The sequence below is a fragment of the Arthrobacter sp. Soil762 genome, from assembly GCF_001428335.1.
Lineage (GTDB): Bacteria > Actinomycetota > Actinomycetes > Actinomycetales > Micrococcaceae > Arthrobacter.
The window spans coordinates 72,346-91,100 of record NZ_LMSG01000002.1 but is presented as its reverse complement, the minus strand read 5'-3'; the positions used below and the strand labels follow the sequence as shown (position 1 = coordinate 91,100).

Sequence of the window (18,755 nt, the reverse complement as noted above, 5' to 3'; positions counted from 1 at the left end):
CTAGGGTGCATGGGGTTCCGCCGTTTCGTGGACCACCAGCATGTGCTCGTCCAGTTCACCATCCGGGAAGAAGCAGGCGAACCGCTGATCCGGTGTGGGCGCCGGGCCGGCCTCCAAAATCTCCACGGCAGCGGAAGGCTGCACGGCCTCGAGCGGGGGCTCCAAGGTCAGGCAATGCTCCTGTTTCGCAGCGGGAAGCGCCGCAAAGACGGGGCAGCGGGTGGCGAAGTTGCAGCCCTTCGGGGCATCCAGCGGAGACGGCAGGTCGCCTTGAAGGATGATCCGCTCCCGAGTGCGCTCGAATTGCGGGTCCGGGACAGGGATCGCGGACAGCAGAGCGCGCGTGTACGGGTGGCGGGGGTTGTCGAAAACCCTGTCCACCTCCCCGATCTCCACGATCTTCCCCAGGTACATCACCGCCACCCGGTTGGAGATGTGGCGGACCACGGAGAGATCGTGGGCCACCATGAGGTAGCTGAGGCCCAGCTCGGCGCGGAGCTTGTCCAGGAGGTTGATGACGCCGGCCTGGACCGAGACATCCAGTGCGGACACGGGCTCGTCCAGGACCACGAGTTTGGGGTTCACGGCCAGTGCCCGGGCGATACCGACGCGCTGCCGCTGACCGCCGGAGAACTGGTTGGGGAACCGGTTGACGTGGTCCGGCTGCAGGCCCACCAGATTCATCAGTTCCATGATGCGTTTCTTGATGGCCCGCTTGCTGAGTCCGGCGTTCTGGAGCGGCTCGGCCAGGACCTCGTAGACGGTGAAGCGGGGGTCCAGGGCGCCGGTGGGATCCTGGAAAACCATCTGCATTTCCCGGCGCATGGCGCTTTTGGTCTTGGCGTCGGCGGCCTGCTTGTTGCTGATGCCGCCGATGATCACCTCGCCGTCCTGGTCCTTGTGGAACTCCATGATTTCCAGCAGGGTGGTGGTTTTGCCCGAACCGGACTCGCCCACAATGGAGAAGCACTCGCCTTCGCGGATGTCGAAGCTCAGGCCGTCCACGGCCTTCACGGTGCCGATGCGCCGCTTGAGCAGGGCACCCTTGGTCAGCGGAAAGTGTTTGCGGACATCCTTGAGTTCCAGCACGGTTGAACGGTCCCCGCGGGGGATGAGGTCAAAGCGGGAGACCGGGACCGGCGGGGCGGAAAAGATCTCATGGACATCCACGTCCCCGCCGAGGGAACCGGATTTGATGCAGGCCGCCTGGTGGTAACCAGTTCCCGGAACCGGGCTCAAAGCGGGCTCGCCGTCCAGGCAGGCATCGGTCACCAGCGGGCACCGCGGTGCGAAGGAGCAGCCGGTGGGGGTGTGCAGGAGGTTCGGCGGGATGCCGTCGATGGGGACCAGCGAGGATTTCTCCGCGACGTCCACGCGGGGCACCGCCCCGAGCAGGCCCATCGTGTAGGGCATCCGGGGATCGTAGTAGATGTCATCCACGCTGCCGGTTTCCACCGGCTTACCGGCGTACATCACCATAATGTCGTCGGCGATGCCCGCCACCACGCCCAGATCGTGCGTGATCATCACGACGGCGGCGCCCGTTTCCTCCTGCGCCGTATGCAGCACCTCAAGCACCTGGGCCTGGATGGTGACGTCCAGTGCCGTCGTCGGCTCATCCGCGATCAGTACGCGCGGGTTGTTGGCAATGGCGATGGCGATCATCACGCGCTGACGCATGCCGCCGGAGAACTCGTGCGGAAAAGCCCTGAGCCTGTTCCTGGGGCTGGGAATGCCCACCATCGCCAGGAGTTCGACGGCGCGGGTTTCCTTCGCCGCCTTGCTCATGCCGGGGTTGTGGATGGTGAGGGCCTCGGTGATCTGCGTTCCCACCGTGTACACCGGGGTGAGGGAGGACAGCGGGTCCTGGAACACCATGGCGATGTCGTTGCCGCGGTAGGCACACATGGCTTTGTCGCTGAGGCCCAGCAGTTCCTTGCCCTTGAGCCTGACCGAGCCGGAGATCTCGGCAGTGGCGGGCAGCAGGCCCATGATGGCCAGCGATGTGACCGATTTACCGGACCCGGACTCCCCCACGATTCCCAGCGTTTTGCCGGGCATCAGGTCGAAGTTGACGCCCCGAACGGCGTGCACAGCCCCGTTTTCGGAGTTGAAGCTGACGTTCAGGTCCCGGACGGACAGGACAGCGTCCGACGGCGAGTGGAGACCGGCAATGTGGAGCCGCTCGGCTGCTGTGGGGGCCGGGTCGGCCGGCTCAAGGAAGGTGCTCATTTGCTCTTCTTCTCTGCGCTGTTCTTTTTGGCCCGGCCAACAGAACTGGAGCTCGGGTCGAAGGCGTCACGGAGGCCATCGTTCATCATGGCCAGGGATCCCGTGAGCAGGAACATCACGGTGAGCGGGACCCAGAACATCCAGGGGAAGGTCTGGACCTGGGACGTGGCGCCGCCAATCAGCACACCGAGGCTGATGTCCGGCACCTTGATGCCGATGCCGATGAAGGAGAAGGCCACTTCGGCCAGGATGGCGCCGGTGACGCCGCGGGTGATGTCCAGGACCAGCAGCGACCCGATGTTGGGGACCAGGTGCCGCCACACGATGCGCCTCGGCGGGACGCCCATGTACTGGGCTGCCTTGACGAAGTCCCGCTGCATCAGCGACATGGACATCGAGCGGATAAGCCGCGCGGTCCCCATCCAGCTGAACACCAGAAGCACGATGATCAGCAGGAGCCAGCTGGGGAGGTTCTTCTTCAGGCCGTCCCCTCCGCCGCTGGTGGCCACCGCCACCACCAGCAGGGCAGGCATCATGATGAGGGCCTCCAGGACGAAGAGCATCACCTTGTCCACTTTGCCGCCGAAATAGGCCATGGTGCAGCCGTAGACCGCGGCAACCAGGACGGACACCAGGCCCACAATCAGGCCGATCATGATGGAGATCCTGGTGCCTTCGACAGTCATGGCGTAGAGGTCGATTCCGGCCTGCGACGTGCCCAGGAAGTGGTCGCCGGAAGGCGGCATGCCGATATTGAACGGGTCGATGGTCTCCTTGTCCCAAGGAGTGAAGAACCCCCCGACGAAGGAGAAGAGGGTCAGGCCCAGGAAAACCGCCAGCCCGGCGACGGCAGTCTTGTTCCGCATAAAGCGGCGGAAAATGATGGTGGACTTGGCGATCACCACGTCGGCATTTTCGAGGTGCGCGTCCTGCGCCACGGCTGCCGGATCAACGGCGTTGAGGTTGGTCATGGCTACTGCACCCTCACTCTCGGGTCAACAAGCGTGGTGGCGAAGTCGGCGAGGATGGCGCCCAGGGCGAAGATGACCGAGCCGTAGGCGAGGGTGGCCGTGGCCGCATTCACATCCTGCAGCGAGATGGCGTCAATGCTCCAGGACCCCACTCCGGGCCAGGCGAAGATCTTCTCGGCGAAGAAGCCACCGGCGAAGATGGCCGGTATAGTGAAGGCGATGCTTTGGGCGACCGGGATGAAGGAAACCCGGAGGGCGTGCCGGGTGATGGCCTGGTTCCGTGTGAGCCCCTTGGCCCGTGCCGTCCGGACGAAGTCCGCATTGACGTTGTCCAGCAGGTACTGGCGCTGCGCGATCTGGTACGAACCCCAGCCGACGAGCGTGATGGCGATGGTAGGAACTGCATAGTGGGCCACCATGTCCACAAACTGCGCCCACCCGGGTTGCATGCCGGGCGTGGAGATGCCTGTCACGAAGAAGATGCGCTCCCCGACGGTTTCGTTGATGTTGATGGCACCGAGCTGAACCAGGAAGTAGGCAATGGGGGCGGGCACGATGTAAGCGAGATAGCTATAGGACGTGATCACCCGGTCCTGGAACTTGTACTGCCGGGCAGCCGAGTAGACCCCGAGGGCGACGCCGATGACCAGCGTCAGGATGATGGATGCGAGGAAGAGCCGCGTGGAGATCCACACACGGTCCCCGAATTCAGCGTTGATGAAGGCGCCGTTGGGGCTGCGTCCCCAGTCCCAGCGGGTCACGATCCCGTTGAGCCACTCAACGTAGCGCTCCCATGGGCTGAGGTCCGGATCCAGACCCTTCAGGCGCATGGAATTGGCGACCTGCTCGGGGGTGGGACGGGGAATCCGTTCCTGTTCGAGGAGGGCTGGCTTGAGGGAGCTGACCGCCAGGAAATAGCCGGCTGACGTGGTCAGGAAAATCATGAAGACGTAGGTGATGCCGCGCTTGGCGAGGTACCTGATCATGTGGCAGCTACTTCAGGTTCGTTGCCGCCGGGATTCTTGAAGAACACTCCAAGGGATGCCCCTGGGCCGGCAACGGAGTTCCTGCCTTCACTACATCCACGTTCCAGATCCTTCCGTTTTCCCGGCCAGCAACGGGTCTCGCCGCCACCGGGTCCCCACCAGCGTGTAGCCGGCCTCCCGCGACCAGCGCAGAGCAAGTCCGGGTGGACTATGTTGCGGGTCACATTCCAGAGGAAACTACCACAGAGTAGCGCCCGCAATGCGGGCACCTGAGCGGAATCCGCGCACTCCGTATCATATTGTTATTGAATAATTCCGTGGAATTGATTTGACTGGACGAGCCGTGGGATTCAGGCGTACTCTACCGCCCGCGGACCACCCGCGTGACAAGTTCCCGCCAGGAGTCCGTCAGCCGCTCGGGCGCCAGGCCGTGGACGCGGACGGCGTGCAGGATCCGGTCCGGATCCAGTGTTGCGGTCAGGGACATGGCCATCAGCAGCGGATCCGCATCCATGCCCTCCTCCCGGAGGAGGAGCTCGATGTGGCGCTGCCACAGCTTGGCTGCCGGGACCTCGTACCGGCTGCGGGCCGAAGCCTCGGCGGCCCTCGCAAGGTCCCCATGCTCCATCACATACGCGATCCGCTCCGCACCGAAGGCGATCAGCCGCTCCAGGCCCGGGGCGCCCGGCCCCAAGGGCGGCGGGCCGAACATAAAGCGGGCCTGGAATGCGGCCTCGGAATCGCTCAGCAACGTCATCATCAGCCCGGCGCGGCTGCCGAATCGGCGGAAGACGGTGCCCTTGCCCACGCCGGCCCGCTCGGCCAGCCTGTCCATGGTCAGGGCGTCCGGGCCACACTCGGCAATCAGTTCCCGCGCCGCGCCCAACAGCCGCTCACGGTTCCGGGCAGCATCACTGCGCTCAGCGGGCGGGCCGGAGAGCGAACCGGGCAGCAGCGGGATAAAGCTCACAGTCCATATCCTAGACCCGGGAATAATAATCGGACTACGGTCCGTTTAGTCCATGAAGGCACCAAGCCTCCACCCTTCCACCGGCCAGCGGTCCCGCCGCGGCCCACTAAAGGAGTCCGTATGTCGAAGAAGAGCACCGTCCTTACCCTTGTTGGCAGCCTCCGCGCCGAATCCACCAACCAGAAGCTCGCCGAAGCCATCCAGCTAAACGCCCCCGAGCAGGTTGACGTGGTCATCCACGAAAGCCTGGGCAACATCCCGTTCTACAACGAGGACATCGACGTCGAGGGCCAGGTTCCCGCCGCGGCCGCCGCCCTCCGCGCAGCAGCCAACGACGCCGACACCATTCTCCTGGTGACCCCGGAGCACAACGGCACCGTGCCCGCCTCGCTGAAGAACGCCATCGACTGGCTGTCCCGCCCCTTCGGTGCCGGTGCCCTCTCCGGCAAGCCCACCGCCGTCGTCGGTACCGCATTTGGCCAGTTCGGTGGCGTGTGGGCACAGGACGAGGCCCGCAAGGCAGTGGGCATCGCCGGCGCCCAGGTACTCGAGGACGTCAAGCTTGCCGTCCCCGGCTCCATGGTCCGCTTTGCCGAGCTGCACCCGAAGGACGATGCCGAGGTAGTGGAGCAGATCAAGGGCGTCTTCGACGCAATCGCCGCCGTCCAGCCGGCAGCGTAAGGCCGCCGCACGCAGCAGCGCCAAGCAACCAAATGCCCCGGGCACCACAAGGTGGCCGGGGCATTTGTTATCGCACCGTGAGCAGGAATGGACCCAGCCGCCGCGCGCGTGACCAAGTCTTGTTCCAACCGGTACCTCGCGGGCATTTTCAGGGCTGAGGGACCGCCGTAACGTTTAATGCACGGAAAGCATTCGGGGATGGAACGCGGTGCGGACATGGCAGGCAGGCGGAGCGCCGGAAAGCTGATGGCGACGGCGGCAGCACTTACGCTTCCGCTGTGGCTGGGATGCTGCGCCCCCACCCCCAACCCGTCTGCCGGGAGCAGCGTCGCGCCCGGCGCAACCACCATTGAACACTCTGACCGCGCCCACCCGCCCTTGGTTCCAATTCCCCAGCCGCAGGCACCTCCGCCGGCCACCGCTGTGCCCGCTGAAACCACCGGCCCGTCCGCCGCTTCATCCCCCGCGCCCCCGGGCCACGCCTCCGGCGGGACGCTCGGAACACCCGAACGGGCACCGGGCACCGGTCCGGCGTCAGGGACGGCATCGCCCGGAAACGCCGCGCCCGGAGCCGGCGGGGCACCCGGTACCACTACGGCCGGCGGGGCGATCCCCTCACCGGCCCCGGAGCCCTCGGCGCCGCCGCCGGCCCGGCCGGCCCCTGGCCAGTCCAGCGGATCCCAGACGGTGACTGCCTACTACGTACTGCTCGACGACGGCGGGGCCGGAGGTGTGCGCTTTGGCTGCAACGACAGCCTGGCCGGCGTCCGCCGCACCGTGGCGGGCTCCACGGAACCGTTGGCCAACGCCATGCGCGCCCTGCTGGACAGCCCTGCAGAACCTGCCCCCGGCCTATACAACTCCCTGTCAGGCTCAAGCCTCACGTTCCTGTCCGGCACTTTCGACGGCACGGCCGTGACGGTCTACCTGTCCGGCTCGATCCGTCCGGCGGGGGTGTGCGACATCCCGCGCATCGAGGCCCAACTCACGCAGACTGCCGTCGCCTCGGTGGGCGCCATCCGCGCCGAGGTCTACGTCAACGGCGTGAGGCTCGCCGAGGCGCTACGCCTCCAGTAGCGCAATTGATCAACAGATGTTGCCTTATCGGCAACTGCCGGCTGTATCCTGAAGATGTGAGCCACGAAACACTTGATGCCGGCGCAGTGCAGTTACCGGCCGAAGCCATTGATGCCATCGAGCGCGCGGCCACGTCCGCCCACCGCGCCGCCCATCCCCACGAGGCGCTGTTTTCGGAGCGCGCAGCCAATATTAAGCAGTCAGCAGTGCGGGACGTTTTCGACATCTCGATGCGCCCCGGACTGGTGTCCCTTGCCGGGGGCAGTCCGTACCTGCAATCCCTTCCGCTTGAGCGGCTGGCCGCCACGGCGGCAAGCATCATCGCCAACGAAGGGCTCACGGCCCTGCAGTACGGCGGCGGGCAGGGCACGGAAGAACTGCGCACCCAGATCTGCGAGGTGATGGCGGCAGAAGGAATCCTGGACGCGGTCCCGCAGAATGTGGTGATCACCGCAGGCTCCCAGTCGGCCCAGGATGTGGCCACCAAGGTCTTCTGCAACCCCGGCGACGTGGTGCTGGTCGAGAACCCCACCTACGTGGGCGCCCTCAATACGTTTGAGGCGTACCAGGTGGAGGTGGCCACCGTGGAGATGGACGACGACGGCCTGGTGCCTGAGCTGTTGGAGGCCCGGATCGCCGCCCTCCAGACAGCCGGGAAGAACATTAAGTTCCTCTACACCATCCCCAACTTCAACAACCCCTCAGGAATCACCCTGGCCGGGGAACGCCGCCAGCGGATTGTTGATATATGCCGGAACGCGAATATTCTCGTGCTGGAAGACAACCCGTATGGGTTGCTCCGGTACAACGGGACGCCTCTGGAACCGCTCCGCGCGGCCAACCCGGCCGATGTCATCTACATGGGATCGTTCTCCAAGATCTTCGCCCCTGGTCTTCGCATCGGCTGGGCCTTGGTCCCGGAGCACCTCCAGCGGCGCTACTACCTGGCATCCGAATCTGTCACGCTGTGCCCTCCGACGCTGAACCAGATGCTGGTGTCCGCCTACCTCAGCGACTATGACTGGAAGGGCCAGATCGAGACCTACCGCGGACTCTACGCCGAACGATGCACGGCAATGCTGGCCGCCCTGGACGAACACATGCCAGCCGGCACCAGCTGGACCAGCCCGGAAGGCGGCTTCTTCGTCTGGGTCACGCTGCCGGCAGGCGTGGATACCTATCCCCTGCTGCAGAAGGCGATCGACGCCGGCGTCGTTTTTATCCCCGGGGCTGCCTTCACACCGTCCGATTCGCCCTCCAATAAGCTGCGGCTGGCGTTCAGCGCGGTGCCGCCCAACGCCATCAAGGAAGGTGTCCGCCGTTTGGCCCCGGTACTGCGCGAAGCCCTGGCAGCGCTGTAACGTTGGCCGGACTGAGTGAGGCCACGATTGATACTGAACAAGGAGTACAAAGCATGAGCGGAATTATTGTTGTCGGCGTTGACGGCAGCGGCACCGCCAAGAAGGCCGCCGAATCGGCACGGGATCTCGCCGCCGCCGTGGGCGCCTCGCTGCACGTCGTCTCAGCCTTCGACAGCGACCGTACCGAGGTCTTCGGCTCTGGCAGCGACCAGTGGATTGTTTCCGACGCCGACGGTGCCGAGCATGTTGCGAAGACAGTGGCCGAGGCCCTGGCCGGCTCCATCAAGGTGACCTACTCGGCCGCCCGCGGCAAGCCTGCCGAAGCGCTCATCAAGGAAGCCGAGCGCCTGGACGCCAGAATGATCGTGGTGGGCAACCGGCGGATGCGCGGCATCGGCCGGGTCCTGGGAAGCGTGGCCAACAGCGTGGCTCACAATGCCACGTGCGACGTCTACATCGCCAACACCTACGACGCCGACTAACTGACAACGGGACACCATGCACCAGCCGCACCGCAGCGGTGCATGGTGTCCGTTCTCACCCCTTTTAAGGCCGGTTTCGGCACACTGCAGGCCATGAAATGGAAGTGCCCTCAACGGAGCGGACAACCACTCTCCACTCCAGCCAAAGGGCCCCCTTGCTTACTCTTCAGCGCCGCCAACTTGTAGGCCACGACATCCTCCTGGCCCGCCACGGCAACCACATCTGCTCCATGCGGGTGGACCGCGGCAACGGTCGCGTCATTGCGCTGCTGGATGACGGCTCCGTGGACAGCGCCCCCAACCTCATCGCGCCGGGGCTGCTTCTGCCGGAGACCCTGGAGAGCGTGCTGCGCAGCGACTGGAAATTCTTCGCGGCCCTCTCAGGCATTGCCCTGGTTCTGTGCGGCCTGATGTTCGCCACATTGCCTGCCTTGGCTGGCGCCATGGCGGGTAATCCCGAGATGGTCGAGATGATGACGGCCTACTCCGCCTACGGCTACTGACGCCAGGCTTCCGCTAGAGGAGCCAGCCGCGCAAAAGCCACCACAGGCCGGCCATCACCAGTCCGCCGAACAGCGACCCGGCCACCACCTGCGCCAAGGTGTGCGCGCGGAGCACCACCCGGGACCAGCCGACGGCGGGAACCAACAGGAGTAACGGCAGCCAGGCCGGACCGAGCATCAGGACGGAAATAACTGCGGCCGACGACACCGCCGCCGCGTGGCCGCTGATCTTCCAGAAGGGGCTCACGGCGGCCAGCACAACGATGCCGCCGACGATGGCCAACACCATAACCATCACGCTTCGCGGCGCACCGGCGGCTTGCAGCACCACCAGGCCGGCGGTCACGGACGCCAGTGCCATGAGCAGTACGGGTGCCCGCTGTTTGCGGTTGCTGACGTGGTGGTCCGTGACCTTGCCCAGCCTTACGAGCCCCAGGAGCACAACGAGCGGCAGTACGCACACAAACAGCGCAGCCAAGGCTCCATAGCCGATGGTGCCTGGGAATCCGGCCTCCACCACAGGGCTGATAAGCAGCTGAAGCGTCACCACCACCGGCGGTTGGAACCCCTCTGTGAGCCACCTGGCCGTGCGGTTCCTGGACAAAATGGCGGATTGGTTCACAGTGTTGATGTTCTTAGTCCCGGCGTCCTAGTCCAGCAGGAGCGCTGGCTCCTCAAGGATCGCGGCGACGTCGGCCATAAAGCGGGCGGACAGGTCACCGTCCACCACCCGGTGGTCAAAGGAGCCGCCGAGGGTGGTGATCCAGCGCGGGATGACCTCTCCGTCCAGGACCCAGGGCTTCTGCTTGATGGTTCCGAAGGCAACAATGGCCACTTCACCCGGGTTGATGATCGGCGTTCCGGTATCAATGCCAAGCGCACCGATGTTGGTGATGGTGAGCGTTCCGCCCTGCATTTCGGCGGGCTGAGTCTTGCCCGCCCGGGCTGTGGTGGCCAGGTTGTTCAGGGCCAGCGCCAGCTCCTTGAGCGAGAGGTCCTGCGCGTCCTTGATGTTCGGAACCATTAGTCCCCGCGGGGTGGCTGCGGCGATGCCGAGGTTCATGTAGTGCTTGACCTGGATCTCCGCGGCATCGGTCCCGCTCACGTTGTCCACCCAGGTGGCATTGACGCTGGGGTTCCTGGCTGCAGCCCAAATGACGGCCTTGGCAAGGATCAGCAGCGGGGAGACTTTGATTCCCTCAAAGTCGCGTGAAGCCTTCAGCCGCTTGACGAATTCCATGGTGCGGCTGGCATCAACATCAACAAAGATGCTCACGTGCGGCGCGGAGAAAGCCGACTCCACCATCGCCTTGGCCGTCGCCTTGCGGACGCCCTTGACGGGAATCCGTTCAATCCGCTGGTCCTGGGGCTTGCCTGCCTTGCCCCAGAAGCCCTCGGCCTGGTCCAGCTCTGCATCGCGCTGGGACTGGTAGCTGACCAGGTCCTCGCGCGTGACTTCGCCGCGGGAGCCGGTGGCCACCACATCGGCGAGATCGATCCCCAGGTCCCGGGCGATCTTGCGGACGGGCGGCTTGGCCAGGACCCGGTTCACGAGGCCTGTGATCGTTCCGCCGAGAGTGGGCCGGTTATCGACCATTCCGCTGGTTGAGCTCGTCTGGGTCTCGACAGGCTCGACCAGCGGGTTTTCGGTGATTGACCTTGTCGAAATCGCCGGGACCGGGGCTGACCCGGCCTGGGCGGCGGGTGCCGCCTTCCGGGGACGGCGCTTGACGGCGTCGGCCTTGGGGCCCGATCCCACCAGGGGACCGCCGGCCAGGGCACTGCCTGAAGTGCCGTCGTCGTCCGCGGGAAGCTTGCCGTACAACGGCTGGACCGGAGTTGCAGGGGCCGGGACATCGGCCGGCGTCGGGTCACCGGAGACGGCGTCAGAGACGCTGATGATGGCGGTTCCGACGTCGATGGTCACGCCCTCGGGGACCAGCAGTTCGGTGACGGTGCCGGCGAAGGGGGACGGCAGCTCAACGAGCGACTTGGCGGTCTCGATCTCGCACAGGACGTCGTTGATGGCAACGGTGTCCCCCGGCTTGACCTTCCAGGCGACGATTTCCGCCTCGGTAAGGCCTTCGCCCACGTCGGGCAGGTTGAATTTGTTCAGAGTCATGATGTCCTCTTTCGCGGCAAGCGTGAGCGGGAAGCGTGCCTGCGCCTAGTAGGCCAGGGCGCGGTCCAGCGCCTCGAGGATGCGGTCGATGTCGGGGAGGTAGTCTTCCTCGACCTTGGCCACCGGGTACGGCATGTGGAAGCCGCCCACCCGGATCACGGGAGCCTCCAGTGAGAGGAATGCCCGTTCGCTGATCCGGGCAGCAATCTCGCCGCCGATGCCGCCGAACGTCGGTGCCTCATGCGCCACCACGAGCCGGCCTGTCTTCTTGGCCGACGCCGTGACGGTATCGAAGTCGATCGGCGAAATGGACCGCAGGTCGATGACCTCGATGCTGTGGCCGTCCTCGGCGGCGGCGTCGGCAGCGGCAAGGGCCACCGGCACGAGCGGTCCGTAGGCCACCACTGTGGCGTCCGTGCCCTCGCGAAGCACATGCGCTTTGAAGGGATCGGCCGACGCGCCAGGCGACTCGGTATCAACATCGCCCTTGAGCCAGTAGCGGCGCTTTGGTTCGAAGACGATCACGGGGTCCTGGCACTCCACGGCCTGCCGGATCATCCAGTATGCGTCGTGGGCGTTGGACGGTGTGATGATGCGCAGGCCTGCGGTGTGGGCGAACAGCGCCTCCGGAGATTCCGAATGGTGCTCAATGGAGCCGATACCGCCGCCGTAAGGGATCCGCACAACGACGGGAACGGTGAGGTTGCCGTTGCTGCGGGCGTGCATCTTGGCCAGCTGGGTGGTGATCTGGTTGAAACCGGGGAACACAAACCCGTCGAACTGGATCTCGCAGACGGGCAGGTAGCCGCGCAGGGCCAGGCCGATGGCCGTGCCGATGATGCCCGACTCCGCGAGCGGTGTGTCCACCACGCGGTCCGCGCCGAACTCCGCGAGGAGTCCGTCCGTGACGCGGTAGACGCCACCCAGGGCCCCGATGTCCTCGCCCATGAGCAGGGTCCGCGGATTGTTGTCCAAGGTGGCGCGCAGGCCCTCGTTAATGGCCTTGGCTATGGTCATGGTGGTCATCAGCGGGCCACTCCTGTCGCTGCGTCGTCCGGGTCCGGGCTGCCAGGTTCAGCGCTGTTGTGCTCCGGCGTTTCGGCGAAGCCTGCGCTGTACTCCTCAAACCAGGCCAATTCCTCGGCCACCAGGGGGTGGGCCTCGACATAGGTGTTGGCGAAGGCGGTCCGGATGTCCGGGGTCTCGAGGTCGTAGGTGGTCTTGCGGACGTAGGCGGCGAGTTCGTCGCCGTCGGCCTTGACCTGGTCAAAGAACGCGTCATCGGCCAGACCCTGGGCACGGAGGTACTTTTCCAGACGGTCAAGCGGATCCTTGGCCCGCCATAGGGTTTCCTCGGCGGATTCCCGGTACTTCGTGGGGTCATCAGCCGTGGTGTGCGCACCGACGCGGTAGGTGAACGCCTCGATCAGCACCGGCCCCTTGCCCTCGCGGGCATGTTCGAGCGCCCACTCGGTCACGGCGTGGACGGCGATTGCATCGTTGCCGTCCACCCGGATTCCCGGGAAACCGTAACCCTTAGCACGGTTGGACAGCGGAATGCGGGTCTGCACCGAACTGGGAACGGAGATGGCCCAGTGGTTGTTCTGGCAGAAGAACACCACCGGCGCGTTGTAGGAGGCGGCGAACACCATGGATTCGTGGACATCGCCCTCGGAACTGGCCCCGTCACCGAAGTAGACCATCACCGCGGCCTTGGGCTCGGCCGGCCGGTCCTGCGCCCCATCAGCGGCGACTGCGGCGGCAGCCTTCTGGTCCCGCTGGATCCCCATTGCGTAGCCGACGGCATGCGGCGTCTGCGCGGCGAGGACAAGGGTGTAGAGATGGAAGTTGGTGTCCTTCGGGTTCCAGCCGCCGTTCGAAACCCCGCGGAACTGGCGTAGGAGCTCCGCGAGGTCCACATTGCGGGTAAGCGCCACACCGTGCTCGCGGTAGGTGGGGAAGATGTAGTCCTGCGGCTGACTGGCCCGCCCGGAGCCGATCTGCGCGGCCTCCTGGCCGGTCAGCGGGACCCACAGGGCCAGCTGACCTTGGCGCTGGAGTGCGGTTGCCTCCACATCAAAGCGGCGGATCTTGGCCATGTCAGCGTAGAAGCCTCGCAGCTTTTCACCGTCCAGCCGATCCGCATACGCGGAGAAGACCGGATCCGTCCCCAGGGTCCCGTCAGGGGCCAGCAGCTGCACCATAGGCTCGGCCGGACTGCCCAGTTGGGCCTCGGCCTCGGCCTCGAGTTGGTCGTCTGCCGCTGTCTCATCGAACTCGGTGGAGGGCAGATGTGTGGCGCCCATACCGTCTCCTTGCTTGCCGCATGCGGATGCATTGCAATGTCGCTGGGATATATGCCGCTAGAGGAATGCATTCCCGTGTTGGCATATATATTGGCTTACTGGTCCTTACTTTATCTTCAGTAGGTGCCGCTCCTGATGCATGTTAAGCGCTAGGAACGTCGTGGCGCCTTTGTATAGTTTGCACAGAGATCGAGGAACCGGCTGTTGGCCTCTGCCTCGCCGATGCTGACCCGCACGCCTTCGCTGCCGAAGGCTCGCACCGAAAGCGCCTGTGTGCCCGCCAGGTCGGCAAATTCCGAGCTGTTTTCGCCCAGGTTCAACCAGATGAAGTTACCCTCCGCCTCGGGCACAAACCAGCCGAGCTCACGCAGCCCGCTGGTTACGCGGGTTCGTTCGTCCACGATGCTTTGTACCCTTTCTACAACCAGCGGGTAATTCTGCAGCGAGACAATGGCTGCTTTCTCAGCGATCTGTGACACGGCGAAGGGAGTGGCCGCGACACGCAGGTACTGCGTCAGCCCGGGGTTCGAGATGCTGTAGCCCACGCGCAGGCCCGCCAGTCCGTGTGCCTTGGAGAACGTCCGGAGCACCACAACGTTCGGGTATTTGCGGTACATCGCGATGCCGTCCACGGCGTCGTTGGCGCGGACGAACTCCTGGTAGGCCTCATCAATAACAACCACAACGTCGGAGGGGACCGCCCGGATGAACCGCTCCGTTTCGGCAGTGGTCAGAATGGGGCCTGTGGGGTTGTTCGGGGTGCAGAGCAGGATGACCCTGGTGCGGACCGTGACGGCTGCAGCCATGGCGTCCAGGTCATGGCGTCCGTCTGCCGTCAGCGGGATGCGGACGCTTTCCGCGCCCGCCAGGCCCACGCTGATGGGGTAGGCCTCGAAGGACCGCCACGCATAGATCACTTCGTCGGCTTTGCCGTCGTCGTTCTGGCCCGCGAACGTGGACAGCAACTGGTTCAGGGCGCCAAGGCTTCCGGCTCCGGTGACAATATCCTCGGCCGGCACCGCCAGGAACTCGGCGAGCGCAGCACGAAGCTTGCTGCTGAGGGGGTCCGGGTAGCGGTTGAAGTCCGTCTGGTTGGAAATCGCCTCCAGCACCGCCGGAAGAGGGGGCAGGGGGTTCTCGTTGGAGGAGAGCTTGTAGCTGGCCAGCCCGTCCACGGCGACGGGAGGCTTTCCTGCGGCGTAGCGAGGAAGCCGGCCAACCACGGGGCGCGGCCGGATTTCGCCAGGCACCATCTCTGATGAAGTCATGCAAACTAGCCTACTTCGCCTGAACGGCACGGATTGGGCGGGCGAACAGGCGGGGCCCAGGGGCAGTGTGACAGCATGGGCGTATGCGCTCTTTTATTGTTCGAGTCCTCATCAACGGGCTGGCCCTCTGGATTGCCAGCTGGATACTGCCGGGCCTGGATATCTCCACTTCGGCCACTACCGCGGCGGTGGCCAACACGGGCGTAACGCAGGGTACGGAGACCGTCGGCATCATTCTCGCGTACCTGTTCATCGGGTTGATCTTCGGTGTGGTGAACGCGTTTGTCCGCCCCCTGGTCAGCTTCCTGTCCTTGCCCATCACCATCCTCACGCTGGGCCTGTTCACCATCGTCATCAACGCCGCCATGCTGTATCTGACGTCCTGGCTCAGCAGCTACACGCCGGTGAACTTCACCATCGATTCGTTCTTCTGGACGGCCGTCCTCGCGGCCATCATCATCACGCTCATTTCTCTGGTTGCCGGGCGGCTGACAGGGGCCGGCAAGCGCTGACGGGCGGATTACCTCGTCCGGTCAATCTCCGACGGCCTCGGAGGGGGCTGTGGCGTGGGGCGCTTCGAACGGCTCAAAGCAAAACGCGTTGCCGTCGCGGTGCCGCCTGCTCCCAGCACTCCGCCAAGAACAGCGGTTGACGCCATGAGAGAGGGATCATCACTGGCAGCGACTTGGCGGGCGGCTTCCTGGTAATGAGTGATCTGGTGCCCCGGACCCAGTCCGAAGTCCCTGCCCTCTGGCGTGTCCACCTGGTCGATGAGGGTCACCGTGACGCGATTCCGGGTGTCCGGGTTCGCTGTCCCGTCAGTACCGGGCACCCAATCCTGCCGGTGTTCCAGATGCAGGGCATCGACGTCGGCGGTTGGAACGATGCTACCCACCGGGGAGCCGGCCGTGAGCACATATTTCAAGTCGTACTCGTTGAGGAAGAATTCGTCGGCGGCAAGATTCATGGCATGGATTCCCCCTTGGCTGTAGCCCACGGCCACGACGGGCGCCCCTTTTTCGGCGCCGACGCCCCGCAAAGCCTCCAGCACGGCCGCGTTGACATCCGCAGAGCCGTGGCCAACCCCTTCAACGATGCCTGCTTCATCGAACGGGTTGGTCCCGCCCATTTCTCCTCCCGTCTGCGTTCCGGGAATTACTACCACGTAGGCCTTCTGTCCCCCGCTATCCGTTTCGAGGACCTCAATGTAACCGCGGCCCCTTTCGTCGATGATCCGTACCCGCTCCAAGAGCGAAGCGAGGGAGCCGTCGAACTCAATAGGTAGCGTTTCCAAGCGCTCAACAGCAACAGGGCGGGGCTTGAGCGCGGGGACCAGGGATTCCGCAAGGCTCAGAATGTCGTGCCGTGCCCTCGCAGCGTTGCGCAACATAAGATCGGTGCCGCGAAGGTCCGGGAGCATGCCCGCGACGTCCATGCGCACGTGTTCAAAGTCCTTGAGCGAGGGTATGCCCATGTCTGCGAAGAAGTTGGTCAGTACCTCCGCCGCCTCGTAGTCCTGCTTGCTGGCCCGCACCTGGCTGCTGATTCCCTGCAGCTCTGCGCGGACGGCCTGCACGCTCCGCTGGGCCTCGCCCAAGGAAATTTCGGCCTCTGTCCCCACGGACCAGGCATCCGTCTGGGACATGCGTATGCCATCGTGAATCCGCTGCACTTCGGTCTCCACTGCGGTCAGCTCGTCGGCAAGATCATCGAGCTTCTCCGCTCCGCCCATGAGTTCCTCAAGCTGGAAGGTGATGCCGCCAATGCCGCCTCTGACTTCCATTCCGCCGTCGTCGGCAGGTCTGCTCAGTTGGATGGGCCCGGCGCCGCCAGATGGCGTCACCTCGGCCATCGGTACTGCCCCGCCTGGCTGCCGCCTGAGGGCGGCCCAACTACCTGCGCGTGGCGGTTCACTGCGAGCCGGGCATCCTCGAGCCGCCCGAGCGCCCGTCCCAGCGCAACCTCCTGCAAGGCTACGGAGTTCCGGTACGCCCTCCCGGCCGGTGACTGCCAATCCAGGAGCTGGATCTGCCTGAAACTGGCAAGAACCGCCTCTACGCGCCTCGCACACACAGCAACCCGCCCAGCCAGGTGCTGAACCTCATTGCCACGCGCTATTAGCGCCGCCAAGTCACTTATCATCAGGTCGCTGCTCATTCCCTCTCCCCTTGCCACCGCGAGTCGCCAAGTCCTGAACCCTGACGCTACGGAATGCCGCCCACGTGACGGAAGCACCGCCGTCGGCCATGTGGACAAGTCACGCCGTTGTGCACATCAGACGGACGGCTTAAGCGGCAGTGAAGAGTTCATGAAAGAATCAGCACATGCCTGAAACTGCCGCCACAGCTGATACCCGCACGCCCTCCGGACGCCTGGCCCTCGCCGCGTCACCGGACCAGATCGCCCTGGGTCCGCTGGACGGCCGTTACCAGTCCGCCGTTGCGCCCCTCGTTGACTACCTGTCCGAGGCAGCCCTGAACCGTGACCGCGTGGCCGTGGAAGTCGAGTGGCTCATCCACCTGACCAGCAACAATGTCCTTCCCGGCGCAGGTCAGCTCACCGCGGAACAGCAGGAAGAGCTCCGCGCGATCGTCACCGAATTCAACTCCGCCTCGGTGTCCGAGCTCGCCGAAATCGAAGCCGTCACCGTCCATGACGTGAAGGCTGTAGAGTACTACATCGGCCGCCGGCTGCCCGCCATCGGCATCGAGAACCTGACCGCCATGGTCCACTTCGGCTGCACGTCCGAGGACATCAACAACCTCTCCTACGCCCTGGGCGTCAAGGGTGCTGTGGAGGACGTATGGCTGCCCGCCGCACGCGCCCTCGTTGCCCAGATCAGCAAGATGGCCGAGGTCAACCGCGCAGTCCCCATGCTGTCCCGCACGCACGGCCAGCCGGCCACGCCCACCACCCTGGGCAAGGAACTGGCAGTCATTGCGCACCGCCTGACCCGCCAGCTGGACCGGATCGCGAAGACCGAATACCTGGGCAAGATCAACGGCGCCACCGGCACGTACGCAGCCCACGTGGCCTCTGTCCCCGGCGCTGACTGGCAGCAGGTGGCCAAGTCCTTCGTCGAGGGCCTGGGCCTGACCTGGAACCCGCTGACCACCCAGATCGAAAGCCACGACTGGCAGGCCGAGCTCTACGCCGACGTCGCGCGGTTCAACCGGATCCTGCACAACGTCTGCACGGACATGTGGAGCTACATCTCCATCGGCTACTTCGCCCAGATCCCCGTGGCCGGCGCCACGGGATCCTCCACCATGCCGCACAAGGTCAACCCCATCCGGTTCGAGAACGCCGAGGCGAACCTGGAAATTTCCTCCGGCCTCCTGGACGTGCTGGGCTCCACGCTGGTGACCTCCCGCTGGCAGCGCGACCTCACCGACTCCTCCAGCCAGCGCAACATCGGCGTGGCGTTCGGCCACTCCCTGCTGGCGATCTCCAACGTGGCCAAGGGCCTTGACCGCCTCGATGTTGCCGAAGACGTGCTCGCCGGGGACCTGGACACCAACTGGGAAGTCCTGGGCGAGGCCATCCAGATGGTCATGCGCGCCGAGGCGATTGCCGGCGTCGAAGGCATGGAAAACCCGTACGAGCGGCTCAAGGACCTCACCCGCGGCCAGCGTGTGGATGCCGCCCGCATGCAGGAATTCGTGCAGAGCCTGGGCCTCTCCCCCGAGGCCGAGGCGCGGCTGCTCGCCCTCACGCCGGGCAAGTACACCGGCATCGCTGACCAGCTGGTGGACCACCTCAAGTAATCACGCCCGCGGGCACAAGAACTACGACG

At 65.1% G+C, this 18,755-nt stretch carries 17 protein-coding genes; 7 read left to right on the top strand and 10 right to left on the bottom strand.

Features of this window, described 5'->3' with window-relative positions; genetic code table 11:
* The 4 genes from ASG77_RS05005 to ASG77_RS04990 form a co-directional block, all read right to left on the bottom strand.
* Entirely contained in the window at positions 1-2,232 is a 2,232-nt protein-coding gene (locus ASG77_RS05005) for an ABC transporter ATP-binding protein (protein WP_056341905.1), read from the bottom strand.
* Positions 2,229-3,203: an ABC transporter permease gene (locus tag ASG77_RS05000; protein WP_056341900.1), complete on the bottom strand. Its 975-nt coding sequence runs from the start codon at positions 3,201-3,203 to the stop codon at positions 2,229-2,231. The genes ASG77_RS05005 and ASG77_RS05000 overlap by 4 nt, the downstream gene beginning before the upstream one ends.
* A 2-nt stretch (positions 3,204-3,205) precedes the next feature.
* On the bottom strand, positions 3,206-4,189 hold the full coding sequence (locus ASG77_RS04995) for an ABC transporter permease (RefSeq protein WP_056341899.1): 984 nt from the start codon (positions 4,187-4,189) through the stop codon (positions 3,206-3,208).
* A gap of 361 nt (positions 4,190-4,550) precedes the next feature.
* Positions 4,551-5,159, bottom strand: a complete 609-nt coding sequence (locus ASG77_RS04990) for a TetR/AcrR family transcriptional regulator (protein WP_056341897.1) — start codon at positions 5,157-5,159, stop codon at positions 4,551-4,553.
* A gap of 120 nt (positions 5,160-5,279) precedes the next feature.
* Between ASG77_RS04990 and ASG77_RS04985 the strand changes: the two genes are divergently transcribed.
* The 5 genes from ASG77_RS04985 to ASG77_RS04965 all read left to right on the top strand — a co-directional run bounded on the left by ASG77_RS04985 (position 5,280) and on the right by ASG77_RS04965 (position 9,263).
* On the top strand, positions 5,280-5,840 hold the full coding sequence (locus tag ASG77_RS04985) for an NAD(P)H-dependent oxidoreductase (RefSeq protein WP_056341895.1): 561 nt from the start codon (positions 5,280-5,282) through the stop codon (positions 5,838-5,840).
* A 198-nt stretch (positions 5,841-6,038) separates the two neighbouring features.
* Positions 6,039-6,917, top strand: coding sequence for a hypothetical protein (locus ASG77_RS22445; protein WP_235564328.1), 879 nt, complete (start codon positions 6,039-6,041; stop codon positions 6,915-6,917).
* A 56-nt stretch (positions 6,918-6,973) separates the two neighbouring features.
* The gene (locus ASG77_RS04975) at positions 6,974-8,278 is read left to right on the top strand and encodes an aminotransferase-like domain-containing protein (protein WP_056341894.1); all 1,305 of its coding nucleotides are present in this window, start codon (positions 6,974-6,976) and stop codon (positions 8,276-8,278) included.
* 53 nt (positions 8,279-8,331) lie between these two features.
* Positions 8,332-8,760 carry a universal stress protein gene (locus ASG77_RS04970; RefSeq protein WP_056341890.1) on the top strand — a complete coding sequence of 143 codons (429 nt, stop codon included), beginning with the start codon at positions 8,332-8,334 and terminating at the stop codon, positions 8,758-8,760.
* A gap of 155 nt (positions 8,761-8,915) precedes the next feature.
* On the top strand, positions 8,916-9,263 hold the full coding sequence (locus tag ASG77_RS04965) for a hypothetical protein (protein WP_056341887.1): 348 nt from the start codon (positions 8,916-8,918) through the stop codon (positions 9,261-9,263).
* A 13-nt stretch (positions 9,264-9,276) separates the two neighbouring features.
* Here the strand turns inward: ASG77_RS04965 and ASG77_RS04960 are convergent, their stop codons facing one another.
* The 5 genes from ASG77_RS04960 to ASG77_RS04940 form a co-directional block, all read right to left on the bottom strand.
* Complete coding sequence (locus ASG77_RS04960) at positions 9,277-9,885, bottom strand: phosphatase PAP2 family protein (RefSeq protein WP_200950660.1); 609 nt, start codon at positions 9,883-9,885, stop codon at positions 9,277-9,279.
* 27 nt (positions 9,886-9,912) lie between these two features.
* A complete protein-coding gene (locus tag ASG77_RS04955; protein ID WP_056341883.1) occupies positions 9,913-11,385 on the bottom strand; it encodes a dihydrolipoamide acetyltransferase family protein in 1,473 nt (490 codons plus the stop codon).
* A gap of 45 nt (positions 11,386-11,430) precedes the next feature.
* On the bottom strand, positions 11,431-12,411 hold the full coding sequence (locus ASG77_RS04950; RefSeq protein ID WP_056341881.1) for an alpha-ketoacid dehydrogenase subunit beta: 981 nt from the start codon (positions 12,409-12,411) through the stop codon (positions 11,431-11,433).
* Complete coding sequence (locus tag ASG77_RS04945; protein ID WP_056341878.1) at positions 12,411-13,691, bottom strand: thiamine pyrophosphate-dependent dehydrogenase E1 component subunit alpha; 1,281 nt, start codon at positions 13,689-13,691, stop codon at positions 12,411-12,413. Before ASG77_RS04945 ends, ASG77_RS04950 begins: the two co-directional genes overlap by 1 nt.
* 149 nt (positions 13,692-13,840) lie before the next feature.
* Positions 13,841-14,959: a histidinol-phosphate transaminase gene (locus tag ASG77_RS04940; RefSeq protein ID WP_082575849.1), complete on the bottom strand. Its 1,119-nt coding sequence runs from the start codon at positions 14,957-14,959 to the stop codon at positions 13,841-13,843.
* A gap of 83 nt (positions 14,960-15,042) precedes the next feature.
* Between ASG77_RS04940 and ASG77_RS04935 the strand changes: the two genes are divergently transcribed.
* A complete protein-coding gene (locus tag ASG77_RS04935) occupies positions 15,043-15,471 on the top strand; it encodes a phage holin family protein (protein WP_056341872.1) in 429 nt (142 codons plus the stop codon).
* A gap of 8 nt (positions 15,472-15,479) precedes the next feature.
* Here ASG77_RS04935 and ASG77_RS04930 read toward each other — a convergent pair whose 3' ends face one another.
* Positions 15,480-16,811, bottom strand: coding sequence for a hypothetical protein (locus tag ASG77_RS04930; RefSeq protein WP_056341869.1), 1,332 nt, complete (start codon positions 16,809-16,811; stop codon positions 15,480-15,482).
* A 472-nt stretch (positions 16,812-17,283) separates the two neighbouring features.
* Between ASG77_RS04930 and purB the strand changes: the two genes are divergently transcribed.
* Positions 17,284-18,726 carry an adenylosuccinate lyase gene (gene purB / locus ASG77_RS04920; RefSeq protein ID WP_056341862.1) on the top strand — a complete coding sequence of 481 codons (1,443 nt, stop codon included), beginning with the start codon at positions 17,284-17,286 and terminating at the stop codon, positions 18,724-18,726.
* Positions 18,727-18,755: the final 29 nt, after the last annotated feature.

Bases quoted from the DNA above. Each gene is read 5' to 3' on its own strand.
- ASG77_RS04955 (WP_056341883.1), bottom strand. From the start codon at position 11,385: ATGACTCTGAACAAATTCAACCTGCCCGACGTGGGCGAAGGCCTTACC.
- ASG77_RS04930 (WP_056341869.1), bottom strand. From the start codon at position 16,811: ATGGCCGAGGTGACGCCATCTGGCGGCGCCGGGCCCATCCAACTGAGC.
- ASG77_RS04995 (WP_056341899.1), bottom strand. From the start codon at position 4,189: ATGATCAGGTACCTCGCCAAGCGCGGCATCACCTACGTCTTCATGATT.
- ASG77_RS04950 (WP_056341881.1), bottom strand. From the start codon at position 12,411: ATGACCACCATGACCATAGCCAAGGCCATTAACGAGGGCCTGCGCGCC.
- ASG77_RS22445 (WP_235564328.1), top strand. From the start codon at position 6,039: ATGGAACGCGGTGCGGACATGGCAGGCAGGCGGAGCGCCGGAAAGCTG.
- ASG77_RS04935 (WP_056341872.1), top strand. From the start codon at position 15,043: ATGCGCTCTTTTATTGTTCGAGTCCTCATCAACGGGCTGGCCCTCTGG.
- ASG77_RS04945 (WP_056341878.1), bottom strand. From the start codon at position 13,691: ATGGGCGCCACACATCTGCCCTCCACCGAGTTCGATGAGACAGCGGCA.
- ASG77_RS04940 (WP_082575849.1), bottom strand. From the start codon at position 14,959: ATGACTTCATCAGAGATGGTGCCTGGCGAAATCCGGCCGCGCCCCGTG.
- ASG77_RS04970 (WP_056341890.1), top strand. From the start codon at position 8,332: ATGAGCGGAATTATTGTTGTCGGCGTTGACGGCAGCGGCACCGCCAAG.
- ASG77_RS05005 (WP_056341905.1), bottom strand. From the start codon at position 2,232: ATGAGCACCTTCCTTGAGCCGGCCGACCCGGCCCCCACAGCAGCCGAG.
- purB (WP_056341862.1), top strand. From the start codon at position 17,284: ATGCCTGAAACTGCCGCCACAGCTGATACCCGCACGCCCTCCGGACGC.
- ASG77_RS04985 (WP_056341895.1), top strand. From the start codon at position 5,280: ATGTCGAAGAAGAGCACCGTCCTTACCCTTGTTGGCAGCCTCCGCGCC.
- ASG77_RS05000 (WP_056341900.1), bottom strand. From the start codon at position 3,203: ATGACCAACCTCAACGCCGTTGATCCGGCAGCCGTGGCGCAGGACGCG.